At 74.0% G+C, this 21,521-nt stretch carries 22 protein-coding genes; 10 read left to right on the top strand and 12 right to left on the bottom strand.

Annotated elements, in window-relative coordinates:
* Window positions 1-43 precede the first annotated feature (43 nt).
* Complete coding sequence (locus O7619_RS01065) at window positions 44-250, bottom strand: hypothetical protein (protein WP_282285099.1); 207 nt, start codon at window positions 248-250, stop codon at window positions 44-46.
* Window positions 251-331: 81 nt separating this feature from the next.
* A complete protein-coding gene (locus tag O7619_RS01060; RefSeq protein ID WP_282285098.1) occupies window positions 332-2,737 on the bottom strand; it encodes a S8 family serine peptidase in 2,406 nt (801 codons plus the stop codon).
* 53 nt (window positions 2,738-2,790) lie between these two features.
* On the opposite strand from O7619_RS01060, the gene O7619_RS01055 reads away from it, so the two are divergent.
* Both O7619_RS01055 and O7619_RS01050 read left to right on the top strand, forming a co-directional pair.
* Window positions 2,791-4,596, top strand: a complete 1,806-nt coding sequence (locus O7619_RS01055; RefSeq protein ID WP_282285097.1) for a glycerol-3-phosphate dehydrogenase/oxidase — start codon at window positions 2,791-2,793, stop codon at window positions 4,594-4,596.
* 69 nt (window positions 4,597-4,665) lie between these two features.
* Window positions 4,666-5,175, top strand: coding sequence for a hypothetical protein (locus O7619_RS01050; protein ID WP_282285096.1), 510 nt, complete (start codon window positions 4,666-4,668; stop codon window positions 5,173-5,175).
* Between the two features lies 1 nt (window position 5,176).
* On the opposite strand, the gene O7619_RS01045 is transcribed toward O7619_RS01050, so the two are convergent.
* Window positions 5,177-6,577: an FAD-linked oxidase C-terminal domain-containing protein gene (locus O7619_RS01045; protein WP_282285095.1), complete on the bottom strand. Its 1,401-nt coding sequence runs from the start codon at window positions 6,575-6,577 to the stop codon at window positions 5,177-5,179.
* A 34-nt stretch (window positions 6,578-6,611) separates the two neighbouring features.
* On the opposite strand from O7619_RS01045, the gene O7619_RS01040 reads away from it, so the two are divergent.
* Window positions 6,612-6,944 carry a DUF4031 domain-containing protein gene (locus O7619_RS01040; protein WP_282289001.1) on the top strand — a complete coding sequence of 111 codons (333 nt, stop codon included), beginning with the start codon at window positions 6,612-6,614 and terminating at the stop codon, window positions 6,942-6,944.
* Here the strand turns inward: O7619_RS01040 and O7619_RS01035 are convergent.
* A complete protein-coding gene (locus O7619_RS01035) occupies window positions 6,870-7,505 on the bottom strand; it encodes a metal-dependent phosphohydrolase (RefSeq protein WP_282285094.1) in 636 nt (211 codons plus the stop codon). The genes O7619_RS01040 and O7619_RS01035 overlap by 75 nt on opposite strands.
* A 102-nt stretch (window positions 7,506-7,607) precedes the next feature.
* Between O7619_RS01035 and O7619_RS01030 the strand changes: the two genes are divergently transcribed.
* The gene (locus O7619_RS01030; protein WP_282285093.1) at window positions 7,608-8,840 is read left to right on the top strand and encodes an FUSC family protein; all 1,233 of its coding nucleotides are present in this window, start codon (window positions 7,608-7,610) and stop codon (window positions 8,838-8,840) included.
* A gap of 130 nt (window positions 8,841-8,970) precedes the next feature.
* The gene (locus tag O7619_RS01025; protein ID WP_282285092.1) at window positions 8,971-10,419 is read left to right on the top strand and encodes a PrsW family intramembrane metalloprotease; all 1,449 of its coding nucleotides are present in this window, start codon (window positions 8,971-8,973) and stop codon (window positions 10,417-10,419) included.
* A gap of 2 nt (window positions 10,420-10,421) precedes the next feature.
* Here O7619_RS01025 and O7619_RS01020 read toward each other — a convergent pair whose 3' ends face one another.
* Both O7619_RS01020 and O7619_RS01015 read right to left on the bottom strand, forming a co-directional pair.
* On the bottom strand, window positions 10,422-10,586 hold the full coding sequence (locus O7619_RS01020; RefSeq protein WP_282285091.1) for a hypothetical protein: 165 nt from the start codon (window positions 10,584-10,586) through the stop codon (window positions 10,422-10,424).
* A gap of 67 nt (window positions 10,587-10,653) precedes the next feature.
* Window positions 10,654-11,001, bottom strand: a complete 348-nt coding sequence (locus O7619_RS01015; protein WP_282285090.1) for a co-chaperone GroES — start codon at window positions 10,999-11,001, stop codon at window positions 10,654-10,656.
* A gap of 172 nt (window positions 11,002-11,173) precedes the next feature.
* Here O7619_RS01015 and O7619_RS01010 point away from each other — a divergent pair, with 172 nt between their 5' ends.
* A complete protein-coding gene (locus tag O7619_RS01010; RefSeq protein WP_348774386.1) occupies window positions 11,174-12,451 on the top strand; it encodes an AI-2E family transporter in 1,278 nt (425 codons plus the stop codon).
* A gap of 53 nt (window positions 12,452-12,504) precedes the next feature.
* Here the strand turns inward: O7619_RS01010 and O7619_RS01005 are convergent, their stop codons facing one another.
* Window positions 12,505-14,646, bottom strand: a complete 2,142-nt coding sequence (locus O7619_RS01005) for an ATP-dependent DNA helicase (RefSeq protein ID WP_282285088.1) — start codon at window positions 14,644-14,646, stop codon at window positions 12,505-12,507.
* A gap of 123 nt (window positions 14,647-14,769) precedes the next feature.
* Here O7619_RS01005 and O7619_RS01000 point away from each other — a divergent pair, with 123 nt between their 5' ends.
* Entirely contained in the window at window positions 14,770-15,276 is a 507-nt protein-coding gene (locus O7619_RS01000; RefSeq protein WP_282285087.1) for a DUF402 domain-containing protein, read from the top strand.
* An 8-nt stretch (window positions 15,277-15,284) separates the two neighbouring features.
* Here O7619_RS01000 and sigJ read toward each other — a convergent pair whose 3' ends face one another.
* A complete protein-coding gene (gene sigJ / locus O7619_RS00995; RefSeq protein WP_282285085.1) occupies window positions 15,285-16,238 on the bottom strand; it encodes an RNA polymerase sigma factor SigJ in 954 nt (317 codons plus the stop codon).
* A 154-nt stretch (window positions 16,239-16,392) separates the two neighbouring features.
* On the opposite strand from sigJ, the gene O7619_RS00990 reads away from it, so the two are divergent.
* From O7619_RS00990 to O7619_RS00980, 3 genes are all read left to right on the top strand, one after another.
* A complete protein-coding gene (locus O7619_RS00990) occupies window positions 16,393-17,373 on the top strand; it encodes a PPK2 family polyphosphate kinase (RefSeq protein ID WP_282285083.1) in 981 nt (326 codons plus the stop codon).
* Window positions 17,374-17,494: 121 nt separating this feature from the next.
* Complete coding sequence (locus O7619_RS00985; RefSeq protein ID WP_282285082.1) at window positions 17,495-18,121, top strand: DUF47 family protein; 627 nt, start codon at window positions 17,495-17,497, stop codon at window positions 18,119-18,121.
* 4 nt (window positions 18,122-18,125) lie between these two features.
* Complete coding sequence (locus O7619_RS00980) at window positions 18,126-19,130, top strand: inorganic phosphate transporter (RefSeq protein WP_282285081.1); 1,005 nt, start codon at window positions 18,126-18,128, stop codon at window positions 19,128-19,130.
* 78 nt (window positions 19,131-19,208) lie between these two features.
* Here the strand turns inward: O7619_RS00980 and O7619_RS00975 are convergent, their stop codons facing one another.
* The 4 genes from O7619_RS00975 to O7619_RS00960 are packed head-to-tail and all read right to left on the bottom strand — an operon-like array spanning window position 19,209 to window position 21,426.
* Window positions 19,209-20,177, bottom strand: a complete 969-nt coding sequence (locus O7619_RS00975) for a Gfo/Idh/MocA family oxidoreductase (RefSeq protein WP_282285079.1) — start codon at window positions 20,175-20,177, stop codon at window positions 19,209-19,211.
* 58 nt (window positions 20,178-20,235) lie between these two features.
* Window positions 20,236-20,427 carry a DUF397 domain-containing protein gene (locus O7619_RS00970; RefSeq protein WP_282285078.1) on the bottom strand — a complete coding sequence of 64 codons (192 nt, stop codon included), beginning with the start codon at window positions 20,425-20,427 and terminating at the stop codon, window positions 20,236-20,238.
* Between the two features lie 14 nt (window positions 20,428-20,441).
* Window positions 20,442-20,633, bottom strand: a complete 192-nt coding sequence (locus tag O7619_RS00965; protein ID WP_282285077.1) for a DUF397 domain-containing protein — start codon at window positions 20,631-20,633, stop codon at window positions 20,442-20,444.
* A complete protein-coding gene (locus O7619_RS00960) occupies window positions 20,620-21,426 on the bottom strand; it encodes a helix-turn-helix transcriptional regulator (RefSeq protein ID WP_282285076.1) in 807 nt (268 codons plus the stop codon). The genes O7619_RS00965 and O7619_RS00960 overlap by 14 nt, the downstream gene beginning before the upstream one ends.
* Between the last annotated feature and the right edge of the window lie 95 nt (window positions 21,427-21,521).

Raw genomic sequence — 21,521 nt, 5'->3', positions numbered from 1 at the left:
AGGGGCGGGCCGCGTCAGCGGTCCGCCCCTTCCGCGTACGCGCTCAGGTGGGCAGTGGGCGATGGTTGCGTCGTTTGTGTGCCCGGTCGTAGGGCGGCAGCAGCCGCCTCGGCTCGTCCACCGGCTGCCGTGACTCCTCCTCGGCGGGCTGGTCGGCGGCGGCCTGCTCGGCGTCGCCGAGGTCGAGCCGATCGGCGACCCGCTCCCCGGTCGGTGCGGGGTCGTCGGTCCGTTCGTCATCCGTGGTCATGCGCCGCCTCCTCTGCTTCCCGACCGTAGGGCCGATCGGTCACCAGAGCGGCCGAACGGCGTTATGCCCCATTTGGTGCGATCAACCGCTGCGGGCGGCCCGCACCGCCGCGTAGGCGTCGACCAGGCCCGCGCCGACCGTGTCCCGGGTGCCGCCGCACGTCGCGCCGGGCGGCACCGTGGCCGGGGTGGCGGTCTCGGTGAGGATCCGCCGGGTCCGGTCCAGGTCTCCGATCAGCGCCGGATTGGCCGACCACATCAGCGCCACCACGCCCGCCACCTGCGGGGTCGCCATGGAAGTGCCGTCGAGGGTGGCGTAGCCGCCACCGGGGAACGCCGACGGCACGGCCGCGCCGGGCGCCACCAGGTCGGGTTTCGCGACGCCCCCGGTCGGGCCCCGGCTGGAGAACTCGGTGAGCCGGCGGGCCCGGTCGACCGCGCCGACCGTGAGCACGTCCGGGTACGGCGCCGGCGGGTCGTTGAGCGAACCGCAGGCCGGCCCCTCGTTGCCGGCGGCGGCCACCACCAGGATGCCGGCGGCGGCCAGCGCGGCGGTCGCCGGACGCAGCGCACCCGCGTCGCACCCCTCAAGCGGTGGGCAGCCCCACGAGTTGGTGAGCACGTCCGGCGCGCGCTGCGGCCGACCGTCGGTGAACGGGTCACCGCCGGGCGGGAACGGGGCCAGCATGAACTGGAGGCAGTCGAGATAGCGGGCCGGGTTACCGAGATTGCGGTCCAGGTTGACGCAGCCGACCCAACTCGCCCCCGGAGCCACCCCGATCCCGCCGCGACCCACCGCGCTGCCGAGCGTGTGGGTGCCGTGGCCGCCCCGGTCGGCGGGCGCGCGGCGGTGCTCCCACGGGTCGTACCAGGAGTCGTCGCCGCCCCGGAAACCGGCGGCCAGCGCCGGGTGCCCCCCGTCCACGCCGGAGTCCGAGCTGCCCACCACCACGCCGGCGCCGGTGACGCCCAGCTCCGACCAGACCCGGTCCGCGCCGATCAGCGACACGTTCCAGGTCGGGCCGGTCGGCGCCGGAGAGTCCCCGCGGGCCGGCGGCGCCGCCGCGGGCAGCGGGCGCAGACGCTGGTCGACGAGGACCCGGGCCACCTCGGGGCGGCCGGAGAGCCAGGCCCGCACCGCCGGACCGCCGTCCGTCTCGATCGCGTTGACCAGGTAGTAGGGCGTCGGGTCGAGGCGGAGCCGGGTCAGCGTGCGGCGCAGGTCGCCCTGGGTGCGCTCGGCGGTCGCCACCAACCGCCGGTAGACCTCGGCGGCCCGGGCGTCCCGGCCGGCCCGACCGGGCCCGCCGGCCGGCAGGCCGCTCAGGTCGGCCTGCTCGCGCAGCACCACGAACAGCCGCTCGCCGTGCAGCCCCGGCTGGCCGGGCACCACGTACACCACCGCCACGGCGGCCAGCAGGGCCCCGGCGGCCAGCCCGGCCACGCCCCGGCGGGGAGCGCGGGCGCGGGGGCGGGCGAGCAGCACGCCGTACCCGACGGCGAGCAGGACCGCGACGGCGAACGCGGCGCCGGTGCCGACCGCGACCCAGAACGGCACGTCGCGACCGGTGGCCAGCAGCAGGCTGATCTCCTCCGGGTCGGTGAACGCCAGCGGACCGGCCAGCGCCAGGCCGACCAGCCACCGCACCGGGGCCGGGCCGGCGGACCGGCCGCCGTGCCGGGCCGCGGCCTCCAGCGCCCCGAGCACGAAGCCGAGCGGCGGCAGCAGGACCAGGCCCGGCAACTGGGCGCCGGACTGCCCGGCGCCGGCCGCCAGCAGCGTCAACGTCACCCCGGCGACCAGGCCGCCGACGAGCGTCAGCCGGGCCGGCCGGACCGTGGTCCCGGCGGCGAGCCCGGCCCAGAACCGGGGGCCGAGCAGCACCCCGGCCAGCACGCCGAACGCGGCGGCGGCCAGCGCGGCGAGCAGCGTCTCCAACGCCCCGCCCAGCGCGCCCACCCAGGTCCAGGGCAGCAGCGCCGCCAGCCCGGCGGCGATCGCCAGCAGCGTCACGGCGGCGTCACCGCCCGGCGGAACCGCCGGGACGGCCGGGCGGCGGCGGGCGAGCCGGTCGACCGCGAGCGCGAGCAGCGCGGCGGTCACCGCCAGCGCGGCCAGGTACGCCTCGTGGTGCACCGGCGGCAGCGCCCGCAGCAGCGTCGCCGCGCCGAGCGCGACCGCGCCGCCGGTCCACGCCCGCCCGGTCGCCCGCACCGCCCGGGAACGGGGCGCCAGGGCCAGCGCCAGCGCGGGCCCGCCGACGAGCAGCATGGTGACCACCGCCACCACCGGCCAGGCCGCCACCGCCCGGTCCCGCCCGAGGGCCAGCAGCACCTGGTCGACAAGCCAGCCGGTGAGCTGGCCGGGCACGGTGACAAGCACGGCCCAGACACCGGTCGCCACCGCCGCCACGACCGGCCACGGCCCGGTCTCGCGCGGCGGTGGCGGGGGTACGGGAGCAGCGGGCGGGCCGGTCAGCATGGTCATCACGGTACGGCCGGGACGTGTCGTCGTGGCGCGGGGACGGCTACCGTGGACGGGTGCGTGACCCCAACGTCTCCCGATCCGTGGCCGGCCAGCTCTCCGCCGAGCGCCGCGCCGACGACCTGCGCCGGCTGCGCGCCGAGCGGTTCGACGTGCTGATCATCGGTGGTGGGGTGACCGGGGCGGGCGCCGCGCTCGACGCCGCGTCCCGGGGGCTGAAGGTCGCCCTGGTGGAGGCGCGCGACTACGCCGCCGGCACCTCCAGCCGATCCAGCAAGCTGATCCACGGTGGCCTGCGCTACCTGGAGCAGTTGGAGTTCCACCTGGTCCACGAGGCGCTCACCGAACGCGGCCTGCTCGCCACCCGGCTCGCACCGCACCTGGTCCGCCCGGTGCCGATCCTGGTGCCGCTGCCCACCTCCGGCGGCGTCCGTGACCTGCCCCGACGTGTCCTCCGCCGCTCCTACTACGGCCTCGGCGTGGCCGCGTACGACGCGTTCGCCGGGGTGTTCGGCGGCGGGCGCGGCATGCCGATGCACCGGCACCTGACCCGCGAGGGCGCGCGCCGGGTCTTCCCGAGCCTGCGGCCGGACGCGCTGGCCGGGGCAATCCGCTACTACGACGGCCAGGTCGACGACGCCCGCCTGGTGGTGACGCTGGCCCGCACCGCGGCCAGCCTCGGCGCGACAGTGGTCAACAGCGCCCGGGCGGTCGGCCTGATCCGCCAGGCCCGCGAGGTGACCGGCGTGCGGGTGCGCGACCTGGAGGCGCCGGCCGGCTCGCCGGACGCCGAGTTCGAGGTACGCGCGCGCACCGTGATCGCCGCGACCGGCGTGTGGAGCGACGACATGTCGCGAATGCTCAACGACGTCGGGCTGCGCCCCGGCCTGCGGGTGCGGGCCTCGAAGGGCGTGCACCTCGTGGTGCCCCGGTCGGCGATCGTCGGCGAGACCGGGCTGATCCTGCGCACCCCGACGAGCGTCCTCTTCGTCATCCCGTGGGGCGGCCACTGGATCATCGGCACCACGGACACCGACTGGCAGCTCGACCGCTCCCACCCGGCCGCCACCGCCCGCGACATCGACTACCTGTTGGAGCAGGTCAACATCGTGCTGGACCGGCCGCTCACCACCGCCGACATCGAGGGCGTCTACGCCGGGCTGCGCCCGCTGCTCTCCGGCGAGGCGGACTCCACCTCCAAGCTCTCCCGGGAGCACGCCGTGGTCGAGCCGATGCTCGGCCTGCTGCTGGTGGCCGGCGGGAAGTACACGACATACCGGGTGATGGCCTCCGACGTGGTCGACCACGCGGTGCACCGCCTCGGCCGGACCCGCCCGTCGCGCACCGCCGACCTGCCGCTGCTCGGCGCGGACGGCTACGCCGCCATGTGGCGGGACCGGGCCGACCTGGCCCGCCGGCACGGGGTGCCGGTCGGGGTGGTCGAGCACCTGCTGGAGCGCTACGGCAACCTCACCCTCGACGTGCTCGCCCTGGTCGACGCGGACCCGCTGCTCGGCTCGCCGCTGGCCGGCGCGCCGGAATACCTCGCCGCCGAGGTGACGTACGCGGCCCGGGCCGAAGGCGCGTTGCACGTGGAGGACGTGCTCACCCGGCGTACCCGGATCTCCATCGAGACCAGCCACCGCGGCCTGGAGTCGGCGGAGCACGCCGCGGAGCTGATGGGCGCGGTGCTCGGCTGGGACGCGGCGACCCGGGCCCGGGAGGTCGCCCACTACCGGGCGCGGGTGGAGGCCGAGCGGGAGTCGCAGCTCATGCCGGACGACATCGCGGCCGACGCGGCGCGGCTCGGCGCGCCCGACGTGCGCGGCTTCGCCGCCGACCGGGCCAGCTCGCCCCGCTGAGCAAACTGGAGCCACACGGACTGATCAGTAGGGTAGTGCGCCCTACCTACGGAAGTGTAGGTTTCCCGCGTGGTTCGCCCATCCTGGACGCGCGTCTCCGCCCTGTCCGTTGGCGTGCTGCTGGTGACCGTCCTGACCGGCTGCTCGCTCCTCGGCCGGTCGGGGAGCGCCAGCGGCCCCGATCAGCAGGGCGCGGCCACACCGACACCGGTCGGGAAGCGCGTCAGCCTGGTGCAGCGGCTCGGCGGTGACGGCCCGCTCCGCACGCTCGACGTGGAGCCGACCGGCCGGTGGCAGTGCCGCGACTGCGCCGGCGACGGCGTCGACGCGACAGGCGCGCTGAACCCCGAGCAGACGTCCCGGCTGCAACGGATGCTCGACGACCCGGCGCTGGCCGGGGAGACCGACGAGGCCCGGCGTTACCGGCAGCTCTGCATCGGCGCGCTGACCTCGACGCTGCTCATCCCGCCGGGGCTGACCATCACCATCCAGGACTGCCCCGGCGAGCCGGAGCCACCGGTGGCGTACGAGGTGCTGCTGCTGCTCACCCAGGCCACGCCGGCGCAGGACAAGGGCTGAGTCAGACCACCTTGCCGGGGTTGAGCAGCCCGGCCGGGTCCAGCGCCGCCTTGATCGCCTGATGCACCCGGACGCCCACCGGGCCGATCTCCCGGGCCAGCCAGTCCCGCTTGAGCAGCCCGACGCCGTGTTCCCCGGTGCACGTGCCGCCCAACTCCAGGCCGAGCCGCATAATCTCGTCGAAGGCCCGCCGGCCCCGGTCCACGCTCGCCGGGTCGGCCCGGTCGACCACGATGTTGGGGTGCATGTTGCCGTCGCCGGCGTGCCCGACCACGCCGATCGGCACGTCGCACTCCGCGGCGATCCGGGCCACCCCGTCCAGCAGCTCGGCCAGCCGGCCGCGCGGCACCGCCACGTCGTCGATGACCAGGCCGCCGTTGCCGCCGGGGAAGGCCTCCGCGGCGAACCGTTCCATCGCCGGGTGGGCCAGCCGGCGGGCCTGGAGCAGGGCGGCGGCCTCCGTCGCGTCGGTGGCCACGTAGACCTCGTCGGCGCCGGCCGCCCGGCACACCTCGGCGATCCGGTCCAGGTCGCCGGCCGCCCGGTCGCCGGTGTCCACCGCCGCCAGCAGCAGCGCCTCCGCGTCGGTGCGCAACCCCATCGGCCGGTACGCCTCGATGGCCCTCAGGTGGGTCCGGTCCAGCAGCTCCAGCAGGCTCGGGGTGAGCCCCCGTTCGGCGATCCCGGCCACCGCGCCGCCCGCCGCCGCCGTGGTCGGGAAGACCGCCACCAGGGTCAGCGACGCCTCCGGCGCCGGGCGCAGCGCCACGGTCACCTCGGTGATCACGCCGAGCGTGCCCTCCGAGCCGACGAAGAGCCGGGTCAGGTCGTACCCGGCGACGCCCTTGGCGGTGCGCCGGCCGGTGCGCAGCACCTCGCCGGAGGCGAGCACCACCTCCAGGCCGAGGACGTACTCGCCGGTCACGCCGTACTTCACGCAGCACATGCCGCCGGCGTTGGTGGCCACGTTGCCGCCGACCGTGGACGACTCCCACGAGCCGGGGTCCGGCGGATACCACAACCCGTGCTCCCGCAGCGCCCCGGCCAGCGTCGCGTTGACCACGCCGGGCTGCACCACGGCGATCCGGCCGACCGGGTCGACCTCCCGGATCCGGTCCATCGCCACGGTGCTCAGCACCATCGCGCCGGCCACCGCGTTCGCCGCGCCGGCCAGCCCGGTCCGCGCGCCCTGCGGCACCACGGGTACGCCGTGCCGGCCGGCCGCGCGTACCGCCGCCACCACCTGCCCGGTGTCCCGGGGGCGGACCACCACGAGCGGGGTGCCCGAGGCGCACAGGTCGGCCTCGTCCCGCTCGTGGACGGCCAGCAGGTCCGGGTCGGTGAGCACGGCGGACGCGCCGAGCGCGGCCCGTAGTTCGTCGAGGAGGGGGTGGGCGACCATGCCGGGAAGGCTACCGGCGGCGTACCGTGGCGTCGTGCTCTACCTGGACCCGCCCGCGGTGCCGTGGCGCGGCCGGCTCTGGTCGCACCTGATCAGCGACGTCTCCTACGCGGAGCTGCACGCCTTCGCCGAGATGCTCGGCGCACCCCGGCGTGGCTTCGACCGGGACCACTACGACCTGCCCGCCGAGCGGTTCCGGACGGCGATCTGGCTGGGCGCGAGCGTGGTCCCCTCGCGGGAGATCGTCCGGCTGCTGCGCGCCGGGGGCCTGCGCTGCCCGAAGCCCCGTGTCTCAGGACAGCGTGGTCAGCTCCCGGCGCAGGTTCGCGCGGGCGGGGCCCTCCCAGCGGGCGTGCGTCTCGGGTAGGCGGTAGAGCGCCGGCAGGGCGAGCAGGTGCCGCAGCACGTCGGCCCGGCCGGCCCGGAAGTCCGGCTCCGGCACGTGGGCGTACTCGCGGCGGATCGCCGCGGCGTACCTGTCGTAGTCGGCCGGCGCGGCGGCCAGCACCGCCAGGTCGGCGTCGCAGAGCAGGGCCCCGTCCGGGTCGTCCGGCCCGACCTCGTGGCCGGCGGTGAGCAGCACCAGGCGGCGTACCCCGGTCACCGTCGCGGCCGGCACCCCGGCGGCGGTGAGCAACGATCCGGTGAGATCGGCGCTGGCCCGCTCGTTGGCGTCGCCGCCCGCGCGCGGGTCGTAGACCGCGTCGTGACCCCACGCCGCGAGCCGGACCTGGTCGGGGTGGCGGGCCCGGTCGGCGTACGCGTCGACCACGTCGAGCACCGTCCGCAGGTGCGCCACCGTGTGGTGGTGCCGGTGCGGCTCCCGCCAGCCGGCGAGCAGCCGCGCCCCGGCCCGATCCACCCCGGCCGGGTCGGTGGCCCCGGCCGCCCGTGCCGTCTCCCGCCACCGCGCCGTCATCTCGTCCACCGGGTGCAGTCTGCCCGACGTCGTCCCGGCCCGGCTTCGCCTCTCGGCCCACTCGGACGTCGGGGCGAGGATTCACCGGGGGCGGGACGGGTAGTACCCGCCATGGCCCGGGACCGACGACTGCCGTTCCTGCGGCGCGTGACGCGCGACGAGGGCGGTGACCTCGACGGGCCACGGATCGCCGCCGCGATGGACGAACTGCGGAGCAGGAGCAAGGCCACGCTGCACGACCGGCTGCACCGGGTCCGGACCGCGTTCGGCCTGGCGTTGCAGGCCGGGCTCGCGGCCGGGTTGGCGTACCTGGTGGCGCACCGGTTGCTGGGCAACCCGCAACCGGTCTTCGCACCCATCTCCGCGGTGGGCACGCTGGCCGCCTCGGTGGGCCAACGGTTCCGGCGTACCGTCGAGTTGATCGTCGGGGTGGCGGTCGGCGTGCTCGTCGGCGACGTGCTGATCTATCTCCTCGGCACCGGCGCGTGGCAGCTCGCGCTGGTGGTGACCTCCGCGATCCTGCTGACCATCTTCGCCGGGGGAAGCGTGGCCATCGTGATCCAGGCGGCGGCCACCGCGGTGCTGATCGTGACGCTCACCCCGTCCACCGAGAACCTGGAGTTCCCGCGCTTCGTCGACGCCCTCGTCGGCGGCAGCATCGCGCTCGTGGTCACCGCCGTCCTGCTTCCGCTGAACCCGCTCCGGGTGATCAACCGGGCGGCCCGGCCGGCACTGGACCTGCTCGCCGAGCAGCTCGACGTGTGCGCCCAGGCACTGCGCAACCGGGACCGGGGCGCGGCCCAGCAGGCGTTGTTCCGGCTCCGGGAGAACAAGGAGGAGCTGGCCGCGCTCAGCGAGGCGATCGAGGGCGCCAAGGAGACCATCACCATCTCGCCGGCCCGCTGGCACCGGCGCAGCGAGCTGACCCACTACGCGGAGGCGGCCGAGCCGATCGACCGGGCGATGCGCAACAGCGGCACGTTGATCCGCCGCTCGGTGACCATGATCGAGGACGAGGAGCCGATCCCGGAGCCGATGCCGGACGCCGTCGCCCACCTCGCCGAGTCGGTACGCCTGCTCCGGCACGAGTTCGCCATGGGGGAGGAGCCGCAGCGGGCGCGGGAGCAGGCGCTGCGCGCGGTGAGCGAGGCCGGTCGGGCGTACACCCAGGGGGTGGGCTTCTCCGGCAGCGTGGTGATCGCCCAGGTGCGTACCGCCGCCAGCGACCTGATGGTGGCCTCCGGCGTCGACCAGGAGGAGGCGAACCGCCTGGTCCGTCAGTCCTTCGGCGGCACGACCCAGACCCCCACCCCCACCCCCACCCCCACCGCCCCTCCGCGCTGATTCACGGAAAGCGGCCTTATTCGCGGCCGGGTAGCCACTGTTTCGGTGAATCAGCGCGCTCGGCGTGGGGGCAGGGGTGCGGACAGCAAGCCGGGGCGCTTGTGAACTGTTCGGGAACACAGCGGTCGTGATGCGGGCGGACCAGCGGGGCGTGGGTGGCTACGCTGACCGCATGGCCGTCACCCCGCCCGGCGGAGCACTGCCGCCGCCGTCCGCGCCCGCCGCCCCGCCGCCCGGGGCGCCGACGCCGCGGATGCCCCTGCGCCGGCTCGGCTGGCGGCGTTTCCTGGTGCTGGCCGGGGTGGTGCTGTTGATCGCGGCCGGCGCGCTGTTCATGGTCTTCACGCTCGGCGAGAGCCTGGGCGCCCAGGCGCTGCTGGTCGGCGTGATCGCGGCGATCCTGCCGGTGCCGGTGCTGGTGTCCTGCTTCCTCTGGCTCGACCGCTACGAACCCGAGCCGCTGAAATACCTGGTCTTCTGCTTCGCCTGGGGCGCGTTCGTCTCCACCGCCATCTCGCTGCTGGTCAACGAGACCGGCGCGAGGCTGTTCGACGACTGGGGGCTGCCCACCGCGTTGACCGCCGTGCTCGTCGCGCCGTTCATCGAGGAGCTGACCAAGGCGGCCGGCCCGATCCTGCTGCTGATCTTCCGGCGGCGGGAGTTCTCCGGGGTGACCGACGGCCTGGTCTACTGCGGGCTCTCCGCGGTCGGCTTCGCCATGGTCGAGAACATCCTCTACCTAGGCGGATACGGCTACCGCACGGGTGTCGAGGAATACGGGCCGGCGACCGGGGCGCAGCAGGTGATCGCGATCTTCATCGTGCGGATCCTGCTGTTCGGGTTCGCCCACCCGCTGTTCACGTCGATGACCGGTGTCGGCCTGGGCGTCGCCGCGCGTACCGCCGACCGGCGGGTGCGGATCCTCGCCCCGCTCGCCGGGCTGCTGGTGGCGATGATGCTGCACGGCACGTGGAACCTGCTGCCGTCACTGGCCCAGGTCACCGGGCAGCCGGTGATCGTGCTCTACGGCTACATCGGCGTGATGGTGCCGATCTTCTTCGGCATGGTCGGCCTGGCGGTGTGGCTGCGGGCCTGGGAGGGGCGGCTCACCGAGCGCACGCTGCCCGACTACGTGCGGGCCGGCTGGCTCACCCCGCCCGAGGTGGCGGCGCTGGGCAGCCTGGGCCGGCGGCACGCGGCCCGCGCCTGGGCCCGGCGGGTGGCCGGCGACGGCGGGGTGAAGGCGATGCGCGGCTACCAGTTCGCCGCGACCCGGTTGGCGCTGCTGCGCGACGGCATGCGCCGGGGCCTGGACCGCAAGCCCGCCGAGCGGGACCGGACGGCGCGGGAGGAACGGGAGCTGCTGGACGCGATCGCCGCGTACCGGTCGTTCTTCGTGGGTCGCGACCCGCAGGCGCCGGTCGGGGTCTGGGACGGGCAGCGCTACCACCTGCGGTTCCCGGACGGGTCCCGGCGCGCGGTCGAGGCGCCGGACGAGCCGGTGGTGCCGATCCCGGTGGTGCTGGCCCCGCCGCCACCCGCGGTCTACGGCCCGCACCCGTGGCACCCGCACGGCTGAGGTCAGGCCATCAGGCCGCTGAGGAAGTCGCTGAGCCCCTGGGCGATGGCCATCAGCGCGGCGCCGATGCCCCGGAACAACTGCGCCGCGCCATCCGGCCGGAAGGCCATGAAGAAGATCAGGAATGCGAGCAATCCCCAGGCGAGAATCCGCTTGACGACGACCATTGTCCCTCCCCAGGGCACGCTGAGGTGCCTGGGCTTCCCGCCGGGACGCGCCGCAAACAGCCGGGCGCTAGAGGTAGAGCCCGGTGGAGCCGGTCGCGGTGGTCTCCACCCGCTCCGCCGCCACCGCGTGCACGTCGCGTTCGCGCAGCAGCACGTACGCCCGGCCGTGCAGCTCGACCTCGGAGCGGTCGTCCGGGTCGAACAGCACCCGGTCCCCGGCGACGATCGAGCGCACGTGCGGCCCGACGCCGACCGCGGTGGCCCAGGCCAGCCGCTTGCCGACCGCCGCGGTCGCCGGGATGACGATGCCGGCGGTGGAGCGGCGTTCCCCCTCACCGCCCTCGGTACGCACCAGCACGCGATCGTGCAGCAGGCGGATGGGCAGCCCGGTGTCGAGACTCTGGTCGGCGGTCACGCGAAGACGCTACCGCGTGCCACACGGGCGGTCCCGCCGTGGTTGCCGGGCGGGACGGCGGGGCAATGTGTGGCGGGACGGCCCTACGGTGGGGCGGTCCGACGTATCCTGTCTGCCCTGTGACGTGGGTCGACCAATTGTGCGGGAGGTGCGCTTGAGCCGCTTCGAGCGGATGCGCGGACGGCTCCGCCGCGCGTACGAGTCGGGTCGTGCGGCCCGGGCCCGCGGGGCCGATCCGGACCCGATGCCGGAGGACGCGGGGGTGGCGTCGCCTTCCTCGCCGGGCCCGGCGGCGTCGCCGGCCGCGACCGTGGTGGGCGCCGAGCCGCCGGCCGCGATGCACAACTCGACCGTCAGCCGCGACGACACCGAGGTGCCGCACGCGCTGCGGATCGCCGCCGCCTGGTGCTGGCGGCTGATCGTGATCGGGATCGTCACCTGGGCCCTACTGCGGATCGTCGGCACGATCAGCATCGTGATCATCCCGTTGACCGTGGCGCTGCTGCTGTCGGCGTTGCTCGCCCCGGCGGTCGGCTGGCTGCTCAAGGCCCGGTTCCCCCGTTCGCTGGCGACCGGCGTGGTGCTTGTCGGCGGCCTGGCCGCGGTGGTCGGCACGCTGACGCTCGTGGTCAACGAGTTCATCCAGGGCGTGCCGGAGCTGAGCGAGAAGTCCTCCCAGGGCGTCCGGCAGATCCAGGACTGGCTGAAGACCGGCCCGCTGCACCTGTCCGACAGTCAGCTCACCCGCTACATCGACGAGGCGCAGAACTGGATCAACGGCAACACCGAGCGGTTCACGAGCGGCGCGCTCAGCACCGCCGCCACGCTCGCCGAGGTGCTCACCGGCACCGTGCTGGTGCTGTTCGCGACGTTCTTCTTCCTCCGCGACGGCAACAACATCTGGCGGTTCCTGGTCCGGCTGCTGCCGGTGGCGGCGCGCTGGAAGGTCGACGACGCCGGCCGCGCGTCCTGGGCGACGCTCGGCGCGTACGTCCGCGCCACCGTGCTCGTCGCCTTCATCGACGCCGTGGGCATCGGCATCTTCCTGGTCATCTTCGACATCCCGTTCGCGTTCCCGCTGGCCGCGTTGGTCTTCCTGGGCGCGTTCATCCCGATCGTCGGCGCGTTCCTGTCCGGCGTGGTGGCCGTGCTCGTGGCGCTCGTCGACAGCGGCCCGGGAATCGCCCTGGTGATCCTCGGCGCGGTGGTCGGCGTGCAGCAGGTCGAGGGGCACGTGCTCCAGCCGCTGATCATGGGCCGGGCGGTGGCCATCCACCCGCTCGCCGTGATCATCGGCATCGCCGCCGGCGTGGTGCTCGCCGGCATCGCCGGCGCGCTTGTCGCGGTGCCGCTGATCGCCGTGCTCAACACCGCCATCCGGCGGCTCGCCGCGCGTACCGTGCCGGACACCCCGCCGGACGCGGTGGTGGTCGCCTCCCAGGCGCCCTGACCCGGCCCGATCCCGCCGACGCCCGCGTCACCCCGCCCGGGGCGGCGCGGGCGTCAGCTCTTGGCGAGCCGTTCCAGCGCGCCCCGGGCCACCTCGGCCCGGGTCGTGTACCAGAACGGGGGCAGCGAGCGACGCAGGAACGCGCCGTAGCCGCGCGCCGTCTCCAGGCGCGAGTCGAGCACCGCCACCACACCCCGGTCGCCGGTGGCCCGGATCAACCGGCCGACGCCCTGCGCCAGCCGTACCGCCGCGATCGGCACGCTGACCGCCGCGAACCCGGAGCCGCCGCCCGCGTCCACCGCCGCCGCCCGCGCGGCGGCGAGCGGCTCGTCGGGCCGGGGGAACGGCAGCCGGTCGATCACCACGAGCTGGCAGGCGTCGCCCGGCACGTCCACCCCCTGCCAGAGCGACATCACCCCGAACAGGCAGCTCTCCCGCTCGGCGCGGAAGCGGCGGACCAGCAGCGGCAGCGCCTCCTCGCCCTGGAGCAGCACGGGCAGGTCGGTCCGCGCGCGGACCAGCTCCGCGGCCTGCTGCGCGGCCCGTCGTGACGAGAAGAGCCCGAGGGTACGCCCACCGAGCGCGCCGACGAGCGCCAACAACTCCTCGCCGGCCGCCGTGGGCAGCCCGGAGACGCTGGGGCGGGGCAGGTGCGCGGCGACGTAGAGGATGCCCTGCCGGGCGTAGTCGAACGGCGAGCCGACGTCGAGCGACCGCCAGCCGGGGCCCTCGGTGGCCGGCACCGTGCCGATCGCCGCCCGGCTGCCCTCGGTGCTCGCCACCGGGACCGGCTCGCTGCCACGGCCGGCGGCGGCCGCGGTGGCCATCGCGGCGGCGGCCGGCGACGGTGGGGCGGGCGGCGGCGCCTCCAGCCCGAGCGCCCGGGCCACCGTGTCGAAGCGCCCGCCCAGCGCCAGCGTGGCCGAGGTGGCGACCACGGTGCGCTCGTCGTAGAGGTGGGTGGCGAGCGTGCCCGCCACCGACAGCGGCGCCACCACGAGGGCCCGGCGGCTGCCGTTCTCCGGCTTTTCCACCCAGGCCACGTCGTGGTCGCCCTCTTCGAGCAGCCGCTGGGCGGTGGCGGACAGCTCGTCCAGCACGGCCTTGGCCTGCTGCTTGCGGACCGGGTCCGGGTCGTCGGCCTTCACGTCGCCGATCGCCTCGAGCGCGGCCCGGGTCGCCGAGTCGAGCAGCGTGCACGCCTCGCGCAGCGCGGGCGGCAGCCCGGCGGTGAGCCGGCCGGCCGGCGCCTCCGCCAGCCCCACCGCCAGCGCGTCGCCGGCCTCGGTGAGCCGGTCGGCCAGGTCGGGGCGGAGCAGCGGCCGGGCCCGCCGGGTGGACCTGTCGATCAGCTCGGGCACCAGCTCGGCCTGGGCCGCCGAGGAGACCCGGTCGGCCAGCTCGTGCGCCTCGTCCACGACGAGCAGCCGGTGCGGCGGCACGATGTGCCGGCCGGCGAGCATGTCCACGGCGAGCAGGCTGTGGTTGGTCACCACGATGTCGGCCTCCCGGGCGCGGGCCCGGGACGCCTCCGCGAAGCACTCCTGCCCGAACGGGCAGCGGCTGGCGCCGACACACTCCCGGGCCGGCACCGAGACGCTGCGCCACACCTGGTCGTCGACGCCCGGATCCAACTCGTCGCGGTCGCCGGTGGCGGTCTCCTCCGCCCAGTCGCGCAGCCGCTGCACCTGCTTGCCCAGCCGGCCCGCCTCGCCGAGCCACTTCGTGCCGCCGCCGGGCCGGGGCGCGTCGAAGAGCGCGTCGTCCGGCTCGTCCTCGACGGAGCTGTCCAACCGGGCCAGGCACAGATAGTGGTGGCGGCCCTTGAGCACGGCGAAGGTGGGCCGGCGGCCGAGGACCGGCTCGACCGCGTCGGCCAGCCGGGGCAGGTCGTGGTCGACGAGCTGGGACTGCAACGCCAGGGTGGCGGTGGAGACCACCACCGGGCCGTCCACGGTCAGCGCGGGGGCGAGGTAGGCCAGGGACTTGCCGGTGCCGGTGCCGGCCTGCACCAGCAGGTGCTCGCCGGAGGCGATGCTGTGCGCGATCGCGTCGGCCATCTGCTGCTGGCCGGGCCGGGTCGCGCCGCCCGGCACCGCGCCCACCGCGGCGGCCAGCAGCTCGCCACCGCTCGGTCGGCCGTGCCGGCGCTTCTTCGGGACGGCGGGGCCGGTGACGGTGCGGGACGGGCTCACCGTGCGACCGTACCCGTCGGCACCGACGCCGGTCCGGCCGCTCCGGCGGCGTGGCGGACGGCGGGTCGCGTCCGGTTACTCGCCGATCGCGTGGCGTGGCCGGAATCGGTTAGGGTGCCAGGCATGCCGAGCGATGTGGTCCGCGTGATCTACCGCAAGTACGACGGCAGCGCCCACCGCGACTACCCGGCCCGCCGGCTCGCCGAGGACGACCTCGGCGTCTGGCTCGGTGTGCCGGCCGGCACCGCGTCGGTCTACCACGGCCGACCCTCGGTCGAGCAGATCCCGTTCGTCCTGCTGGTGCCCCGGCACGCCTGGTGGACGGGCATGTTCAACCCGCCGCCGCGCACCAGCGAGGTCTACTGCGACATCGCCACGCCGGCCCGTTGGGACGGCGACGAGACGGTGCACCTGGTCGACCTCGACCTGGACGTGGTGCGCCGCCGCGAGACCGGCCTCGTCGAGCTGCGCGACGAGGACGAGTTCGCCGAGCACCGGGCCCGGTGGAGCTACCCGGACGACCTGGTCGCCGAGGCCGAGGCCGCCGCCCGCTGGCTGCTCGGCGCGCTCGGTGACGGCAGCGAGCCGTTCGCCACGGCGTACCGGAAGTGGTTGGCCCTGGTGGTCTGAGACCGCGTTCACAGGCGCGGCGGCCAGCCGGCCTCCGGGCCCAGCGGCGGCAGCTCGCCCACCTTCTCCGGGTTGAGTTGGTTGAACACGCCGGTGATCCGCCCCTCGTGCACCGCGAACGAGGTGACCATCCGCATGGTCCGCCCGTCGGGCCGGGGGAGTTCCGCCTGCCAGCCCAGCACGCCGTCGACGAGCACCGGCCGGGCCCGCAACCCGCCCCGCCGCCGGGCCTGGTCGAACAGGCCCAGGAGCAGGCGGCCGGCGGCCTCGGCGCCGACCACCGGCCGGCGGGCCGCCGGGAAGTGGCCGCCGGCGTCACCGATCGACACCACGTCCGGCGCGAGCACCCGGACCAGTTGGTCCAGCTCGCCGGATTCCACCGCGGCCACGAACGCGGTCAGCACGCGCCGCTGCTCGGCCAGGTCGGCGGTGTGTCGCGGCGCGTCCGGCCCGTGCACCGCCCGGCGGCCCCGGGAGGCGAGCTGCCGGGCCGCCTCCGGCGTCACGGCGAGCACCTCGGCGACGTCGCCGAACGGCACCGCGAACACGTCGTGCAGCACGAACGCCACCCGCTGCTCGGGCGTCAACCGCTCCAGCACCACGAGCAGGGCGGTGCCGAGCTGGTCGGCCCGGACCGCCCGCTCGGCCGGGTCCGGCGCGAACCCGTCCGTCGCCGGCAGGCCGGTCACCACCGGCTCCGGCAACCACTGACCCGGGTACGCCTCGCGGCGCACCCGCGCCGAGCGGAGCACGTCCAGGCAGAGGCGCGAGCAGGTGGTGGTCAGCCAGCCGCGCAGGTCCCGGACGCGGGCGCGGGCGGCCGGGTCGGCGAGCGCGCCGGAGTATCGCAGCCAGGTCTCCTGCACGGCGTCCTCGGCCTCGCTCCGGCTGCCGAGCATCCGTTGCGCGACCGCCAGGAGATGCCCCCGTTCCGCCTCGAACTCTCCCGCCAGTTCGTCCACCGCTCCATTCTCCCGTCCGCCGCCCACCGCCCGTCGGCCCGGGCATGATCGCCGCCGTTTCGGCGACGGTGGATGATGGCGGAGTAAAGCGTACGTATCGGGTGTAGCGGGCGCTCGGTACCCATGATCGGGCTTGTCGGGTGAGGATCGGGGGATGAGTGGCGTGGTGCGGCCCGAGGACGGGTCGATGCGGGAGTTGCTGCGGGTGGGGCCGGGGACGGTGGACCTCGATGCGGTGGACCCGCGCTCGATGCCGGGGCTGCCGAAGTCGGCCGGACGCGGGTCGGCCCGCAAGGAGTGGGCCCGGAGCCAGGTCAAGCTGATCGGCGCGGAGCTGGGCGGGCAGCAGGAGATGCTGTACGCCGCCGCGCAGGTCGCCGCCGGGCCGGGTGGCGCCACGAGCGCCCCCGCGCAGTCCGGCGCGCGGCTGGCCGGGGGGCGGCCACGCCGGGTGCTGCTGGTCCTCCAGGCGATGGACTGCGGCGGCAAGGACGGCGCGGTCAAGCGGGTGGCCGGCGCGATGAACCCGCTCGGTCTGCACATCCGCTCGTTCGGCCCGCCGACGAAGGAGGAACTGCGGCACGACTTCCTGTGGCGGATCCGGCGGGCGCTGCCGCCACCCGGGTACGTGGGCGTGTTCAACCGCTCGCACTACGAGGACGTGCTGATCGCCCGGGTGGAGGGGCTGGTCGACGAGGCCACCTGGCGGTCCCGCTACGAGATCATCAACGACTTCGAGCGGGAGCTGGCCGAGGCGGCGGTGACCGTGGTGAAGGTCATGCTGCACATCTCGTACGCCGAGCAGGGCGAGCGGCTGATGAAACGGCTCACCGACCCGACGAAACACTGGAAGTACAACCCGAGCGATCTGGACACCCGGGCCCGGTGGGGCGAATACCAGGCCGCGTACGCCGAGGCGCTGGAGCGGTGCGGCACGGACGTCGCGCCCTGGTTCGTGGTGCCGGCGGACCGCAAGTGGTACCGCGACTGGGCGCTGGCCCACCTGCTGAGGGAGACGTTCGACGACCTGGATCTGGGGTATCCGGCTGCCGATTTCGACGTGGAACGGGAGCGTGACCGGTTACGCGACCAGGGCGCGAAGCACTCAGGTGAACAGCAGGTGAACGAGCGGTGAATCGGGCCTGACCAGGGGTGGGCCGGTCGATGCCCGGTTCCACCGTGTCCCTAGCATGCCCAGAGCAGGCGCCTGCTTCAGGCGACGGCCACCCTTCCACCGACACGACGAGGTCCGTGCTGTGAAGTTTTCCTTCCGTCCCACCGAGGGCGCCTTCTACGAGCTCTTCACCAGGGCCGCGCAGAACCTGGTGAAGGGGACCGACCTGCTCAACGAGCTGGGCCTGCCCGGCGCGGACGTGCAGTCGATCAGCGAGCGGCTGACCGACATCGAGCACGACAGCGACCAGATCACCCACGACCTCTACAAGAAGATCAACTCCACCTTCATCACGCCGTTCGACCGGGAGGACATCTACCGGCTGGGCTCGCTGCTCGACGACGTGATGGACCACCTGGAGGCGGTCGGCAACCTGCTCTACCTGTACGGCCTGACCAAGCTCCCGTCGCTCCCGCGCGAGCTGCACGAGCTGGTCAACGTGCTCGACCAGCAGGCCAAGCTCACCGCCGAGGCGATGCCCCGGCTGAAGTCGATGAAGGATCTCGAGGACTACTGGATCGAGTGCAACCGGCTCGAGAACGACGGCGACCAGGCGTACCGGATGCTGCTCGTCCGCCTCTTCTCCGGTGAGTACGACGCGCTCACGGTGCTGAAGATGAAGGAGGTGGCCGACGAGTTGGAGGCCGCCTGCGACGCCTTCGAGCACGTCGCCAACACAGTCGAGACCATCGCGGTCAAGGAGTCCTGATCCTGTGAGCCCCGAACTCATCGCCGTGCTGGCGGTGATCGCGGTCGCCATGGCGTTCGACTACACGAACGGCTTCCATGACGCGGCCAACGCGATCGCCACCAGCATCTCGACCCGGGCGCTGACGCCCCGCATCGCGCTCGCCCTGGCCGCCGTCGGCAACTTCGTCGGCGCGCACTTCGGCGCCGGGGTCGCCAAGACCGTCGGTGACGGGCTGGTCACGCTTCCGACCGGGGTGGAGAGCCTCGGCGTGGTCTTCGCCGGGGTGCTCGGCGCGATCGCCTGGAACCTGATCACCTGGTACTTCGGCCTGCCGTCGTCCTCCTCGCACGCCCTGTTCGGCGGCCTGGTCGGCGCGACCCTGTTCGCCGCCGACGGCATCGTCCAGTGGGGCAACATCCTGGAGAAGGTCATCATCCCGATGGTGCTCTCCCCGGTGGTCGGCCTGATCCTCGGCTTCCTGGTGATGCTGGCGATCATGTGGCTGTTCCGGAAGGGGCAGCCGGGCAAGCTGAACCGGGGCTTCCGGATGGCGCAGACCGTGTCCGCCGCCGCCATGTCCGTCGGCCACGGCATGCAGGACGCCGCCAAGACCATGGGCATCATCGTGCTGGCGCTCTACACCGGCGGTTTCCAGGAGAGCAAGACGCACATCCCGGGCTGGGTGTTCTGGACCTCCGCGACGATGCTGGCGCTCGGCACGTACGCGGGTGGCTGGCGGATCATCCGGACGCTGGGCCGGAAGATCATCGATCTTGGTCCGGCGGAGGGCTTCGCGGCCGAGACCGTGGCCAGCGCGGTGCTCTACTTCAACGCGCTGGTGCTGAAGGCCCCGATCTCCACCACGCACACGATCACCTCAGCGATCATGGGTGTCGGTGCGACCAAGCGCCTCTCCGCGGTCCGCTGGAACGTGGCCGGCAACATCGTGATCGCCTGGATCATCACGTTCCCGGCCGCGGCGGCCATCGCCTGCCTCGCATACCTCCTGGTCCGCCCCCTGTTCTGAAGGCGGGGGCCCCGCTTAACGCTTTCGGTATAGGCGGGGGCCCTTCTTAACACCCGGGTGTTAAGAAGGGCCCCCGCCTTACACGTAGGAGACGCCGATCTGGGCCTTGATGTCGTCGATCAGCGTCATGATCTCCAGCGTGGCGGCGTGCGGCACCAGGGGGCTCTCGGTCAGCCCCGCCGCCAGGCAGCGCTGCACCTCGATCGCCTCGTACTGGTAGCCGCCCCCGGTCATGTCCGCCGGGATCGTCTCCGGCTCGGCGCCGGCCCGGTGCAGCACCACCGACCCGGGCCGGAAGAACAGCTCCGGCAGGTCGATCCGACCGGTGGTGCCGGTGATCGACGCGGTGATCGCGGTGGGGCCGACCATGCCGCAACTGAGCGTCGCCACCGCGCCGGAGTCCCAGCCCAGGACCATGCCGGTGTTCTCGTCCACCGCCTCCGGGCTCAACTTCGCCCACGCCCGCACGTGCTGCGGCGCGCCGAGCACCAGGTGGGCCAGGCTCAACGGGTAGACCCCGAGGTCGAGCAGCGCGCCGCCGCCGAGCGCAGGATTGCGCATCCGGTGCTCGGGCGGGAACGGCCCGGCCGCCCCGAAGTCCGCCCGTACGTGGGTGACTTCGCCGATCGCGCCGTCGGCGATCAGCTCCATTACCCGCAGGATCAGCGGGTTCGTCCGCATCCACATGGCCTCCATGAGGAAGAGCCCACGGGCGCGCGCCGTCTCCACCAGGTCGGTGGTGGTCGGCAGGTCGAGCGTGCACGGCTTCTCCACGAGCACGGCCTTGCCGCCGGCCAGGCAGGCCATCGCCGCCTCGTGGTGCGCGGCGTGCGGCGTGGCCACGTAGATCGCGTCCAGGTCCGGGTCCGCGGCCAGTTCGGCCCAGGAGGCGTACGCCCGCGGCACGTCGTGCTGCCGCGCGAACGCCTCGGCGCTCTCCCGGGTACGCGACCCGACCGCCACCAGCTCGGCGTCCGGCACCAGCCGCAGGTCGGCGGCGAAGCAGGCGGCGATGTGTCCGGTGGCCAGAATTCCCCAACGCGTCATTCCGGCACGTTATCCCGGCCGGCTCGGCCGCCGGCAGGGTGATCCACCCGTCGGGATGTCAGACCCGGCCGGCGACCTCCGCGACGAACGCGCGCCACGACGCCGTCCGGAAGGCAAGCGCCGGCCCGGTCGGATCCTTCGAATCGCGTACGCCGACGACGCCGGCAAGGTTGTCGGCCACCTCGACGCAGGCCCCACCGTTGCCGCTGCTGCGGCTGCTCTTGCGCCACCGCGCGCCACTCAGGTCCATGTCCTCACCCATCCCTAGTGCTGAGCGGCGACATCAGCGACGAACGCACGCCAGGCGGTCGGCGTGAAAAGCAGCACCGACCCGACCCGATCCTTGGAGTCCCGGACGGCGACGACATCTCCCAGACCGTCGGCAACCTCCACACAGTTCCCGCCGCTCGATCCGCTGCGCCGGGACTTCCGCCAGGTGGCGTCATTGAGATCCATGATGGTTCTGCACTTCCTTCAACAGGTCGAGGGACTGCCGACGCGGGAGGGCTTCGGTGCGGACGTTCTCCCATCGCGCCTCAAGGATATGAAGTTCATCCTGGCCGTCGACGACGATGCCGCCCAGTTGATTCTCAAGGTGCCCGACCCAGCGGCCGTCCTCGCCGCGAGCCAGTGCGAAGGGACCGGACAGACCGATGTGGAGGCCGGCGGTCGCCGGGATCACGTGTATGTGCACGTGCGGAAGTTCGGCCACGACGATCAGGTGAGCCACCTGCTCCGCGATGACGACCGAAAACTCCTCCCCGGCACGGTGCAGCGCGGACTCATCGAGCACCACCACGACCTGCGGTGGAGTCTCGCTGGTCAGGATCCGATGGCGGCTCATGCGCCCACTCACCCGTTGGTCGACCTCCTCGGTCGACATGAGGTCGTTGAGTCGCATCACCACGCGGGCGTAGTTCTCCGTCTGGAGCAGACCCGGGATCAGCAACGGCTCGAAGAGACGGAGCTGCCGAGCGCCGCGCTCGGCGTCGAGCCAGGGCAGGAACCACGACGGCGCGCCCAGCTTCGCCACCAGCCGCTCGAAGAATCCTCCGTTGCGGAGTGCCCGGTCAGTGCCCTTGACGAAGTCCATGGTGAGGGCCCGTGAGCCGCTCTCGACCGCACTCACATGCGAGGCGCTGAATCCCGCCGAACGGCCGAAGGTCTCCTGGGTCATTCCTGACATGCCTCGGGCTCGGCGGATCTCGCTCACGATGAAGTCGGCGAGGGGACTTGGCACGCCACTCATTCAGACCCTCCCAACGTGGAGATCGACTACTCACCGTCCCGCGACCACGGTTCCGGCTCGGCCAGGCCAGCCCAGCAGCCCGAACGGCCTTCCGA

It is taken from the genome of Micromonospora sp. WMMD998 (assembly GCF_029581235.1).
In the GTDB taxonomy this organism is placed as follows: Bacteria; Actinomycetota; Actinomycetes; order Mycobacteriales; family Micromonosporaceae; genus Micromonospora.
Note: the sequence above shows the minus strand (reverse complement) of the source record. Positions and strands in the feature narration are given on the sequence as shown.

Coding starts and splice junctions, on each gene's coding strand:
- O7619_RS01065 (WP_282285099.1), bottom strand. CDS start 250: ATGACCACGGATGACGAACGGACCGACGACCCCGCACCGACCGGGGAG.
- O7619_RS01060 (WP_282285098.1), bottom strand. CDS start 2,737: ATGACCATGCTGACCGGCCCGCCCGCTGCTCCCGTACCCCCGCCACCG.
- O7619_RS01045 (WP_282285095.1), bottom strand. CDS start 6,577: ATGGTCGCCCACCCCCTCCTCGACGAACTACGGGCCGCGCTCGGCGCG.
- O7619_RS01030 (WP_282285093.1), top strand. CDS start 7,608: ATGGCCCGGGACCGACGACTGCCGTTCCTGCGGCGCGTGACGCGCGAC.
- O7619_RS01025 (WP_282285092.1), top strand. CDS start 8,971: ATGCGGGCGGACCAGCGGGGCGTGGGTGGCTACGCTGACCGCATGGCC.
- O7619_RS01020 (WP_282285091.1), bottom strand. CDS start 10,586: ATGGTCGTCGTCAAGCGGATTCTCGCCTGGGGATTGCTCGCATTCCTG.
- O7619_RS01010 (WP_348774386.1), top strand. CDS start 11,174: ATGCGCGGACGGCTCCGCCGCGCGTACGAGTCGGGTCGTGCGGCCCGG.
- O7619_RS01000 (WP_282285087.1), top strand. CDS start 14,770: ATGCCGAGCGATGTGGTCCGCGTGATCTACCGCAAGTACGACGGCAGC.
- O7619_RS00990 (WP_282285083.1), top strand. CDS start 16,393: ATGAGTGGCGTGGTGCGGCCCGAGGACGGGTCGATGCGGGAGTTGCTG.
- O7619_RS00975 (WP_282285079.1), bottom strand. CDS start 20,177: ATGACGCGTTGGGGAATTCTGGCCACCGGACACATCGCCGCCTGCTTC.
- O7619_RS00970 (WP_282285078.1), bottom strand. CDS start 20,427: ATGGACCTGAGTGGCGCGCGGTGGCGCAAGAGCAGCCGCAGCAGCGGC.
- O7619_RS00965 (WP_282285077.1), bottom strand. CDS start 20,633: ATGGATCTCAATGACGCCACCTGGCGGAAGTCCCGGCGCAGCGGATCG.
- O7619_RS00960 (WP_282285076.1), bottom strand. CDS start 21,426: ATGAGTGGCGTGCCAAGTCCCCTCGCCGACTTCATCGTGAGCGAGATC.